Here is an 11,657-nt window from a genome sequence, read left to right on the forward strand (position 1 = left end):
GCGCCGATCGGACGTGTACGCCCACTCTAGATCCTGCCCGCCGCAGGCGAACGGCGGGGGTGGCGCGAGCCGCGGGCCGACCCTCGCTCAGCACCCGCCGCAGCCACCGCCCGCAGCCGTCCGGACCTGGGACGACACCCGGAGACTTTACTATTGCATTACTCTTCGCCCAGGGCCTGCCGCACGCCGGCGGCCGCGCCGCGGCGGGCCGCACCCCCTGGGCCCCGTCGCCCGGCCGCCGCTCCCGGCACCGGCCGGGCCCCGCCCCGAGAAGCCCTGACGAGAGGACACCAGCCGTGCCGATCCCCCGCGTCCGGACGACCAGCCTGCCCGGCGTCGGCGTCCAGTACGACTTCACCACCCGAGAACAGCGGCACCTCTCGGTCATCGCCCACCGGGACGGCTCACGCAGCCTCAACCTCTACCGGGCCGACGACCCCGACGCCTGCGCGCACAGCCTGCACCTGAGCGAGGGCGAGTCGGCCGCCCTGGTCGACGCGCTGCGCCCGGCCCCGCACAGCACGGCCCTGCTGCACACCACCGACCTCGGGCTGATCGCCGAACGGATCCCGCTGAGCGGTGTCTCGTACTGGAACGGCCGGCTGCTCGGCGAGACCCGGATGCGCACCGCGACCGGTGCCTCGATCGTCGCCGTGCTGCGCCGCACCGGAGCCGTCCCGTCCCCCACGCCGGAATTCCGGCTGGCCGGGGGCGACACCCTGATCGTCATCGGTACCCGCGAAGGCGTCGACGCCGCGGCCGCCATTCTGGGAAGGGAGTGATCGGATGCACAGCGCTTCCGTCTTCATCGAACTGGGCGCGATCATCCTGGTCCTCGGACTGCTCGGCCGGATAGCCGGCCGGTACGGGCTCTCGCCGATCCCGCTGTACCTGCTGGGCGGCCTGGCCTTCGGCCACGGCGGCCTGCTGCCGCTCGCCGCGAGCGAGGAGTTCGTCGCGACCGGCGCCGAGATCGGCGTGGTCCTGCTGCTGCTGATGCTGGGCCTGGAGTACACCGCCGCCGACCTGGTCACCAACCTCAAAGCCCAGTACCCGGCCGGCGCCGTCGACTTCGCACTGAACGCGCTGCCCGGAGCGGGGATGGCCCTGCTGCTCGGCTGGGGCCCGGTGGCCGCCGTGGTGCTCGCCGGCGTGACCTGGATATCCTCCTCCGGCGTGATCGCCAAGGTGCTCGGCGACCTCGGCCGGCTGGGCAACCGGGAGACCCCGGTGATCCTCAGCATCCTGGTGCTGGAGGACCTCTCGATGGCCCTCTACCTGCCGATCCTCACCGCGCTGCTGGCCGGCGCGGGCCTGCTCGCCGGCAGCATCACGCTGGCCGTCGCGCTGGTCACGGCCGGCGCCGTGCTCTTCGTCGCGCTCCGCTACGGGCGGCTGATCTCCCGGTTCGTCTCGCACGACGACCCGGAGAAGCTGCTGCTCGTCGTCCTCGGCCTCACCCTGCTGGTGGCGGGCATCGCCCAGCAGTTGCAGGTCTCGGCCGCGGTCGGCGCCTTCCTGGTCGGGATCGCCCTCTCGGGCGAGGCGGCCGAGGGCGCGCATTCGCTGCTGAGCCCGCTGCGGGACCTCTTCGCGGCCGTGTTCTTCGTCTTCTTCGGCCTCAACACCAGCCCGGAGAGCATCCCGCCGGTGCTGCTGCCCGCCCTCGCGCTGGCCGTGGTGACCGTGTTCACCAAGATCGCCACCGGGTACTGGGCGGCCCGCCGGGCGGGCATCGGCAGCGGGGGCCGTTGGCGGGCGGGCGGCGCGCTGGTCGCCCGCGGCGAGTTCTCCATCGTCATCGCCGGACTGGCCGTCACGGCCGGCATCGAGCCGGACCTGGGGCCGCTGGCCACCGCGTACGTCCTGCTGCTCGTCATCATCGGGCCGCTCACGGCCCGGTGGACCCAGCCGGCCGCCGAGTGGTTCGCCCGGCGCCGGGCGGGCAGCGGGGCCGCCGGGGCGGAGCCGATGACCGGACCGGTCACCGGCCCTGCGGCCAACCCCGACGCCGGCACCGGCCCCGGCCCCGAGGCCGGCAGTGCGGCGGACGGGCTGGAGCTGCCGGCACCGTCCACCGCCTCCGCCGCCAACTGACCGTCCCCTCCCGGGCCGCAGCGACCTCCGCGCTGCGGCCCGGCCGCCTGTCCGGGCACCGGCCCGGCGGGCGGTCCCGGGCCACGGGCCACGATCCGGACTTCGCGCCGCAGTCGTGACCCGGCCGGGCGGTGAGCACAAGGCAACATTGCGGCAACCGACGGGCAATGCGGGGGAAGCCGACCGGCCCCACATTTCTGTCAGCCGACAGAAACTGTGCGGCCGCTCGCCTCCCCGCCCCCGTGGAAAGCCGGTGCCCGATGACCACCAGCCCTTCCCTCGCGCCGCCCGACAAGGCCGGCGAACCCCGCACCGACGGCCCGCACAGCGCCGCAACGGCCGGCGACCGGTCCCTCACCGAGTTCGGCTACCCCCAGCAACTGCACCGCACCATGGGGAGGTTCGCCTCCTTCGCGGCCGGGTTCTCCTTCATCTCGGTCCTGACCACGGTCTTCCAGCTCTTCTCCTTCGGCTACGGCTTCGCCGGGCCGGCCTTCTTCTGGAGCTGGCCGCTGGTCCTCGGCGGCCAACTGCTGGTGGCCGCCTGCTTCGCCGAACTCGCCGCCCGCTACCCGATCTCCGGCTCGATCTACCAGTGGGCGACCCGGTTGGCCAACGCCACCTACGGCTGGTTCACCGGCTGGCTGATGGTGATCGGGCAGATCGTGGTGGTCACCGCCGCCGCCCTGGCCCTGCAGGTGGTGCTGCCCGCCGTCTGGCCCGGCTTCCAACTCCTCGGCGGGGACCCGGCGCTGACCACGAGCACCGGCGCCGCCAACGCCGTCCTGCTCGGCGCCGCGCTGATCGCCGTCACCACGCTGGTCAACGTGATCGGCATCCGGCTGATGTCGGTGATCAACAGCGTCGGCGTCACGGCCGAACTGACCGGCATCGCGCTCATCGCCGTCCTGCTGTTCACGCACAGCGAGCGCACCCCGACCGTGGTGCTGCACACCGGCAGGCAGGGCGGCTACCTCTGGCTGTTCCTGGTCGGCTCGTTCACCGCCGCGTACGTGATGATCGGCTTCGACAGCGCCGGCGAGATGTCCGAGGAGACCCGCGCACCGCGCCGCACCGCCCCCCGGACCATCCTGCTCGCCCTCGCCGCCGCCGGCCTCGGCGGCGGCCTGCTGATCCTCGGCGCCCTGCTGGCGGCCCCCGACCTCACCGACGGACGGCTCGCCACCGAGGGCCTGTCGTACGTGCTGACCAGCACGCTCGGCGACCTCCCCGGCCGGCTGCTGCTCGCCGACGTCGCGGTGGCCGTCTGCGTCGGCACGCTGGCGATGCAGACCGCCGGCGCCCGGATGCTCTTCTCGATGGCCAGGGACGGCGTCCTCCCGTTCTGCCACCGCCTGGCGGCGGTCTCCCCGCGCACCGGCACCCCGCACCTGCCCGCACTGGTGACCGGCGGGCTCGCGATCGGGTTCCTGCTGGTCAACCTGCTGGCGCCGTCCGCGTTCCTGGCCCTGGAGACCACCTGCATCGTGCTGGTGTACACCGCGTACGCGCTGGTGGTGGGGGCGATGCTGCGGCGCCGCCTGCGCGGGCTGCCGATCGGCACCGACGGCGAACGGGACGAGCACGGCAAGCCGTTGTTCAGCCTGGGCCGCTGGGGCCTGCCGGTGAACGTCCTCGCCCTGCTGTACGGCGTGGCGATGACGGTGAACCTGGCCTGGCCGCGCGCCGCCGTGTACGACCCGGCGGGCGGCCACTGGTACCTGCAGTGGTTCAGCCTGCTGTTCCTGGCGGGCGCGCTGGCGGCCGGCGCCGCCTACCGGCTGCGCCGGCGCTGACCCGACCGCCGCCCCGGCACGCCGACACCGAGGACGCCCCCGGCGCCGGGTGCGCCGTCACCGTTCCCGGGCCCGGCCCGGCTCCGCCCCGCCTGGTTCAGGCGGGCCGGAGCCGGGCCGCTGCCGTGCGCGCGGCAGTGATCTGCCCGGCCATCCGGCCGGCCAGCCGCAGGGCGGCGTCGGCCACCGCCTCGCCCACCTCCCGCGGCTGCCGGCCCCCGGTCTCCCGGGCCACCGCCACACCGCCCTCGACCAGTCCGAGCAGCAGGTCGGTACGCAGCGCCGGGTCGCCGGCTCCGTCCAGCCGGGTCAACAGGGTGCCGTACGCGGCCTTCAACTCCCCCCGGGAGCGGCGGAATCCGGCGAAGCGTTCGCCGCGGACCTCGGGCAGCTGGTACAGCGCGCCGAGGTTGTAGAGCCCGCCGAAGAGCAGTTCCGCGTCGAAGGCGGCGAGCGCCCAGAGTCCGGCGGCCGCCGCGTCCTCGTCGAGCTCCCCGAAGGCGCCGATCAGGCTGCCCGCGAAGGTCAGCGAGGGCTCGACGGTGCTCTCCAGCAGGGTGGCGAGGATGTCGTCCTTGCCGGTGAAGTAGTGGTAGAGCGAGGCCTGCCGCAGTCCGGCGCGCTCGGCCACCGCGCGGGTGGTGGTGGCCGCATAGCCGTTGACCGTGAAGAGTTCGGCCGCCGCCGCCAACACCTCGGCGCGGGGCGTCAGTTCACTGGCCGACGGGCCTTGCGCACGGGGGCGTCCGACGCGGGGCGGGGTTCCTCGGTTGGCGGGCACAGCATGATCCTCGCACAGGCCCCGGACGGTGAGGGGACGGTAACCGCCGTGAAACGCGCGGGCAACGGCGGCGACCTCCGGCGCACCTAATTTCTGTCACGCGACAGAAACCCCGGCAGCAGCCCAGGAGGCGCCGTGACCACCCCCCAGACATCCACGGCCACCACCGTGGCCGCCCGCGCCCACGCCCGGGCCCAGCACGGCAGGGTCGTCGAATGCATGCCCCAACTGCCGCCCCCGGAAGGCACCCTGTGGGCGGAGACGGTGGCCGGCGGCAACTACACCCACCTCACCGTGCCGGCCGGCACCGAGCTCACCCTCACCGACACCGAGGGCGACGCCTGCGCCCACCTGCTGCTGTACGTCACCGGGCGCCCCTGGGAGCGGCTCAACGCCGCCGACACCGTCAAGGTCCAGTGGAACGCCTACCTCGCCGCCGGCAGCCTGCTCCTCTCCGACCAGGGCCGGGTGCTCGCCACCCTCACCGAGGACACCTCGGGCCGGCACGACACCCTGACCGGCACCTCCGCCGCCGCCCGCAACACCGCCCGGTACGGGGACGGCAGCGCCCACGGCCCCTCCCCCGCCGGCCGTGAACTGTTCAAGCTCGCCGCGGCCAAGCACGGCCTCACCCCCCGAGACCTCCCACCCGCCGTCTCCTTCTTCAAGGGCGTCCGGGCCGAGCCCGACGGCGCCCTCACCCCGACCGGCGCGGCCGCCCCCGGCGCCCGGGTCACCCTGCGGGCCGAGCAGCCGCTCACCGTCCTGATCGCCAACACCGCGCACCCGCTGGACCCGCGCCCCGACTACCACTGCACCCCGCTCACCGTCCGCGCCGTCCCGGGCCGCCGCACCGGCCCCGGGGACCCGCTGCGCACCGCCACCCCCGAGGCGCACCGCGCCTTCCTCAACACCGACGCCGCCAACTTCACCGCCCTGGAGGCACGATGACCACCGTCGTCCTGGACCAGCTGGTCCCCGCCCGCGCCGGCTGGTCGGCGATCGTGCGGCGCGGTCAGCTGCTCACCATCACCGACCTCGGCGGCAACCAGGCGGTCGACTGCCTCCTCTACGACGCGCACGACACCGCCGTCCGGTACAGCGCCCCCGACACCCTGCAGGCCCAGGGCTCGCTGTTCCTCGGCAAGGGCAGTGTGCTGCTGTCCGACGAGCACACCCCAATGATGACGGTGCTGGCCGACGACTGCGGCCGGCACGACACCGTCGGCGGCGCCTGCTCCAAGGAGTCCAACACCCTGCGCTACGGCCACCACACCTGGTCCCAGCACGCCTGTGTGGAGAACTTCCTGGCCGAGGGGTCCCGTTGGGGCCTGGGCAAGCGTGACCTGGTGAGCAACATCAACTGGTACATGAACGTGCCGGTCGAGCCCGACGGCACCCTCGGCATCGTGGACGGCCTCTCCTCGCCCGGCCTGCGGGTCGTCCTGCGGGCCGAGACCGACGTCCTCGTCCTGGTCTCGAACTGCCCGCAGATCAACAACCCGTGCAACGGCTTCGACCCGACGCCGGTCCAGATGACGATCAGCGAGGACTGAGCCGATGACCTACGACACCCTGCTGATCGCCAACCGGGGCGAGATCGCCGTCCGGATCATCCGCACCGCCCGCCGGCTGGGCCTGCGGACGGTCGCGGTGTTCTCCGACCCCGACCGCTCGGCGCCGCACGTCCGGCTCGCCGACCACGCCGTGCGGCTCGGCCCGGCCCCCGCCAAGGACAGCTACCTCCGGGCCGATCTGGTGCTGGGCGCGGCGCTGGACAGCGGAGCCGGCGCGGTGCACCCCGGCTACGGGTTCCTCTCCGAGGACGCCGGATTCGCCCGCCGGGTCGAGGCCGCCGGCCTGTCCTTCGTCGGGCCGACCCCGCAGCAGCTGGAGGTGTTCGGGGCCAAGCACACCGCCCGGGCCGCCGCCGAGGCCGCCGGCGTCCCGCTGCTGCCCGGCACCGGACTGCTCCCCGGCCTGGACGACGCCCTGGTCGCCGCCGAGTCGATCGGCTACCCGGTGATGCTCAAGGCGACCGGCGGCGGTGGCGGGATCGGCATGCAGGCCTGCCGCTCGGCCGCCGAACTGGCCGGCGCCTGGGAGCGGGTGCAGCGGGTCGCCGCCGCCAGCTTCTCCACGGCCGGGGTGTTCCTGGAGCGGCTGGTGGAGCAGGCCCGGCACGTCGAGGTGCAGGTCTTCGGCGACGGCACCGGCCGGGTCGTCACCCTCGGCGACCGGGACTGCTCGCTCCAGCGCCGCAACCAGAAGGTGCTGGAGGAGGCCCCCGCGCCGGGCCTGCCCGATCACGTCCGCCGCCAACTGGCCGACTCCGCGCGGGCGCTGTGCGCCGGGGTGGACTACCGGTCGGCCGGCACGGTCGAGTACGTCTACGACGCGGTCCGCGAGGAGGCCTACTTCCTGGAGGTCAACACCCGGCTGCAGGTGGAGCATCCGGTCACCGAGGCGGTGCACGGCGTCGACCTGGTGGAGTGGATGCTGCGCCTGGCCCAGGGCGACACCGGGGTGGTCCGCGAGGTCGGCCCGCCGGTCGGCCACGCCGTCGAGGCCCGGATCTACGCCGAGGACCCGAGCCGCGACCACCGGCCCAGTGCCGGTCTGCTCACCGAGGTGGCCTTCCCCGCGAGCACCCGGGTCGACGCCTGGGTGGAGACCGGCACCGAGGTCACCACCTCCTACGACCCGATGCTCGCCAAGGTGATCGTGCACGGCACCGACCGCGACGCCGCGCTGGCCGAACTCACCACCGCGTTGGCCGGCACCAGGATCGAGGGCATCGAGACCAACCTCGGCCTGCTGCGCGCCGTCCCGTCCGTCGGGGCCGTCCGCGCCGCCGCGCACCACACCGGCACGCTCGCCGGCGTCACCGACCCCACGCCCCGGATCGAGGTGGTGCGGGCCGGCACCCTGACCTCGGTCCAGGACTGGCCCGGCCGCACCGGGTACTGGCACGTCGGGGTGCCGCCCTGCGGGCCGATGGACGACCTGTCGTTCCGGCTCGGCAACCGGGCGCTCGGCAACCCCGAGGGCCTGCCCGGCCTCGAATGCACCCTGCAGGGCCCGGCGCTGCGGTTCACCCGTCCGACCTGGGTCTGCGTGACCGGCGCCCCCGCCGCCGTCACGGTGGACGACCGGCCCGTCCCGCAATGGGAGCCGGTGCTGGTGCCGGCCGGCGCCGTGCTGGACCTGGCCGCCCCGCCCGGCCCCGGCCTGCGCACCTACCTGCTGCTCGCGGGCGGCCTGGACGTCCCCCGATTCCTCGGCAGTGCGGCCACCTTCACCCTCGGCAAGTTCGGCGGCCACGGCGGCCGGGCGCTGCGGGCCGGCGACGTGCTGCACGGCGGTACCGGTGGCCCGCACCCGGACTTCGCCCCCGTGCCACCCGCCGAGCGCCCGGAGTTCGGCACGCTCTGGGAGCTGCCGGCCGCCGAAGGCCCGCACGCCGCACCGGAGTTCTTCACCGAGCAGGACGTGGAGACGTTCTACGCGGCCGACTGGAAGGTGCACTTCAACAGTGCCCGCACCGGTGTGCGGCTGGTCGGCCCCAAGCCCGCCTGGGCGCGGACCGACGGCGGCGAGGCCGGGCTGCACCCCTCCAACATCCACGACACCCCGTACTCGGTCGGGGCCGTCGACTACACCGGCGACATGCCCGTCCTGCTCGGCCCGGACGGCCCCTCGCTCGGCGGGTTCGTCTGCCCGGCCACCGTGGTCACCGGACAGCGCTGGAAGCTCGGGCAGCTGCGCCCGGGCGACACCGTGCGCTTCGTCCCGGTCACCCTGGACGCCGCCGCCGACCTGCGCAGCTCCCCCGCCGCGGCGCCCGCGCCCTCCCGCGCGCCGATCACCGACGGCGGCGTGCTGGGCCGGCTGCCCGCGACGGCGGACCGGCCGAGCGTCACCTACCGGCGCAGCGGCGACGACAACCTGCTGGTCGAGTACGGGCCGATGCAGCTGGACCTGGCCCTGCGGATGCGGGTGCACGCGCTGGCCGAACGGCTCGCCGCCGCGCAGCCGGCCGGCATGCTGGGCCTCACCCCGGGGATCCGCTCGCTGCAGGTGCACACCGACCCCGACGTCCTGCCCGTCCCCCGACTGCTGGCGCTGGTACGGGAGATCGAGGCCGCCCTGCCCGCCACCGGCCAGCTGCGGGTGCCCAGCCGGACGGTCCACCTGCCGCTCTCCTGGGACGACCCGGCGACCCGCGAGGCGATCACCCGCTACATGGCGGGCGTGCGGGACGACGCCCCGTGGTGCCCGTGGAACATCGAGTTCATCCGCCGGATCAACGGCCTGGAGTCGGTCGAGGACGTGTACCGGACGGTCTTCGACGCCGAGTACCTGGTGCTGGGCCTCGGCGACGTCTACCTGGGCGCACCGGTCGCCACCCCGCTCGACCCCCGGCACCGGCTGGTCACCACCAAGTACAACCCGGCCCGCACCTGGACGGCCGAGAACTCGGTCGGCATCGGCGGCGCCTACCTGTGCGTGTACGGGATGGAGGGCCCGGGCGGGTACCAGTTCGTCGGGCGGACGGTGCAGATGTGGTCCGGCTGGCAGCAGCGCGGCCCGTTCACGCCGGGCGCGCCCTGGCTGCTGCGGTTCTTCGACCGGATCCGGTGGTACCCGGTGTCGGCGGAGGAACTGCTGGAGATGCGGGCCGACATGGCCGCCGGGCGGCTGGAACTGAAAGTGGAGGAGGGCGAGTTCGCGCTCGCCGACCATCTGCGTTTCCTCGCGGAGAACGCCGGCCCGATCGAGGACTTCCGGGCCGTGCAGGCCGCCGCCTTCGGCGCCGAGCGCCAGGCCTGGGAGGAGGCGGGCGAGTTCGACCGCGCCGAGAGTGCCGCCGCCGCGGCGCCGGGGCCGGTCCGGCAGGTCGTCGCGCCGCCCGGCGGGGCCGTGGTGGAGGCCGAGTTCATCGCCTGTGTCTGGAAGGTGGATGTCAGGGCGGGCGAAAGCGTCCGCCAGGGGCAGCAGTTGATGGCCTTGGAGGCGATGAAGATGGAGTCCCCGGTGTTCGCCGCGCGGGACGGCGTGGTGGCGGAGCTGCTGGTGGGACCGGGCGACCAGGTGGAGGCTGGCTCCCCGCTGGTCGTGCTGGCCGGCGTCCCCGCGGAGGTGGCGGCGTGACGGCGACCAGGGCGAAGGCGGAGCCGGCGGGCGGCGGCGCCCTGCGGCGGGTGCGCGAGGCGTACCGGCGGATCGCCGAGGCGGACCGGCCCGAGGTGTGGATCGGTCTGCGGCCGCAGGAGGAGGCGGAGCGTGAGGCCGCCGAGGTGGACGCCCGCCGGGCCGCCGGCGCCTACCTGCCGCTGGCGGGGACGGTGTTCGCGGTGAAGGGCAACATCGACCTGACCGGTCTGCCGACCACCGCCGGCTGCCCGTCCTTCGCCCGCCTGCCCGAGGCGGACGCCCCCGCGGTGGCCCGGCTGCGGGCGGGCGGCTCGGTGCCGCTCGGCACCACCAACCTCGACCAGTTCGCCACCGGCCTGGTCGGCACCCGCAGCCCGTACGGCGCGGTGCGGGGCGCCGTCGACCCGGCCCGGGTGGCGGGCGGCTCCAGCTCCGGTTCGGCGGTCGCGGTCGCCCTGGGCCTGGTCGACCTGGCACTCGGGACGGACACGGCGGGCTCCGGCCGGGTGCCCGCCGCCTTCAACGGCATCGTCGGGCTCAAGCCGACCGGCGGCGTGGTGCCCACCACCGGCGTGGTCCCGGCCTGCCGCAGCCTGGACTGCGTCTCGGTGTTCGCCCGGTCCGTCGACGCGGCCGAACTCGCGTACGGGATCATCGCCGACCCCGTACCGGTCGGCCCGGCGCCGCGGCGGCCGGGACCCTGGCGGGTCGCGGTGCCCGCGCTCGACCGGCTCGGGGAACTGGACGAGGGGTGGGGGGCCGCGTACACGGCCGCCGCGGATCGGCTCGCGGCCGCCGGCGCCGACCTCCGGGACATCGACCTGGCACCGTTCGGCGCGGTGGCGAGGATGCTCTACGAGGGTGCCTTCGTGGCCGAACGCTACGACGCGGTGGGCGAGTTCATCGAGAGGCAGGGCGACGCGGCCGATCTCGACCCGGTGGTGCGCGGGATCATCACGGCCGGCCGGGACATCCCGGCGCACCGGCTGTACCGCGACCTGGCGGTGCTGGCCCGGCTGCGGGACGTCGCCCTGGCCGAACTCGGCGAGGCGGACGCCCTGTTGCTGCCCACCACGCCGGGCCACCCGACGCTGGCGGAGGTCGCCGCCGACCCGGTGGGGGCCAACAGTCGGCTCGGCCGGTTCACCAACTCGACCAATCTGCTGGGGCTCTGCGCCCTCGCGGTGCCGGCCGGGCAGGTCCGGGGCCTGCCGTTCGGGGTGATGCTGATCGGCCGCCCGCACACCGAGTCCCGGCTGGCCGTCCTGGCCCGGCTGCTCGCCGCTCCCCCGGCGCCGGCCGCCGCTTCGGCAGCAGCTCCGACCGGGCCGCCGGCAGTCCGGCTCGCGGTGCTCGGGGCGCACCTCACCGGCCAGCCCCTGAACGGCCAACTGCTGGCACTGGGAGCCACCTTGGCCACCACCACCCGGACGGCACCGGACTACCGCCTGTACGCTCTGGACACCGTCCCCGCCAAGCCCGGCCTGGTCCGGGTGCCGTCCGGCGGGGCGTCGGTCGAGGCCGAGGTCTGGGAGCTGCCGGCGGCCGGCCTCGGCGCGCTGACCGCCGCCCTGCCCGAGCCGATGGCGATCGGCTCCGTCCGCCTCGCCGACGGCAGCCGGGTCGCGGGGTTCCTCTGCGAGCCGGCCGCCCTGGCCGGCGCCGAGGACATCACCGGGTACGGCGGTTGGCGCGGCTACCTCGCCGCGCACGAACCGTCCTGACCGACCTCACATACCTGACCGACCTGGCCAGGCGGACCGGGCGGACCCCGACGGCTCCAGGATCCGTCCCCGGGGCCGTCCGGGGCGACCCGGGCCGCTCCG

8 protein-coding genes are annotated in these 11,657 nt (G+C 75.0%); 7 read left to right on the plus strand and 1 reads right to left on the minus strand.

Annotation, left to right across the window (positions count from 1 at the left end):
* The first annotated feature begins 296 nt into the window (after positions 1-296).
* From OG689_RS08470 to OG689_RS08480, 3 genes are all read left to right on the plus strand, one after another.
* Complete coding sequence (locus OG689_RS08470; RefSeq protein WP_266319067.1) at positions 297-782, plus strand: TrkA C-terminal domain-containing protein; 486 nt, start codon at positions 297-299, stop codon at positions 780-782.
* Positions 783-786: 4 nt separating this feature from the next.
* Complete coding sequence (locus tag OG689_RS08475; RefSeq protein ID WP_266319068.1) at positions 787-2,097, plus strand: cation:proton antiporter; 1,311 nt, start codon at positions 787-789, stop codon at positions 2,095-2,097.
* 260 nt (positions 2,098-2,357) lie between these two features.
* Complete coding sequence (locus OG689_RS08480) at positions 2,358-3,893, plus strand: amino acid permease (RefSeq protein ID WP_266319069.1); 1,536 nt, start codon at positions 2,358-2,360, stop codon at positions 3,891-3,893.
* 97 nt (positions 3,894-3,990) lie between these two features.
* Here the strand turns inward: OG689_RS08480 and OG689_RS08485 are convergent, their stop codons facing one another.
* Positions 3,991-4,674 carry a TetR/AcrR family transcriptional regulator gene (locus OG689_RS08485; protein WP_266319070.1) on the minus strand — a complete coding sequence of 228 codons (684 nt, stop codon included), beginning with the start codon at positions 4,672-4,674 and terminating at the stop codon, positions 3,991-3,993.
* A gap of 135 nt (positions 4,675-4,809) precedes the next feature.
* On the opposite strand from OG689_RS08485, the gene OG689_RS08490 reads away from it, so the two are divergent.
* Genes OG689_RS08490 through atzF form a run of 4 tightly spaced genes read left to right on the plus strand, consistent with a single transcriptional unit; the run spans position 4,810 to position 11,555 of the window.
* Positions 4,810-5,625, plus strand: coding sequence for an urea amidolyase associated protein UAAP1 (locus OG689_RS08490; protein WP_266319072.1), 816 nt, complete (start codon positions 4,810-4,812; stop codon positions 5,623-5,625).
* Positions 5,622-6,230, plus strand: a complete 609-nt coding sequence (locus tag OG689_RS08495) for an urea amidolyase associated protein UAAP2 (protein ID WP_266319074.1) — start codon at positions 5,622-5,624, stop codon at positions 6,228-6,230. Before OG689_RS08490 ends, OG689_RS08495 begins: the two co-directional genes overlap by 4 nt.
* A 4-nt stretch (positions 6,231-6,234) precedes the next feature.
* Positions 6,235-9,828, plus strand: coding sequence for an urea carboxylase (uca, locus tag OG689_RS08500; RefSeq protein WP_266319076.1), 3,594 nt, complete (start codon positions 6,235-6,237; stop codon positions 9,826-9,828).
* Positions 9,825-11,555, plus strand: coding sequence for an allophanate hydrolase (gene atzF / locus OG689_RS08505; RefSeq protein ID WP_266319077.1), 1,731 nt, complete (start codon positions 9,825-9,827; stop codon positions 11,553-11,555). The genes uca and atzF overlap by 4 nt, the downstream gene beginning before the upstream one ends.
* The last annotated feature ends 102 nt before the right edge of the window (positions 11,556-11,657 follow it).

Source organism: Kitasatospora sp. NBC_00240 (assembly GCF_026342405.1).
In the GTDB taxonomy this organism is placed as follows: domain Bacteria; phylum Actinomycetota; class Actinomycetes; order Streptomycetales; family Streptomycetaceae; genus Kitasatospora.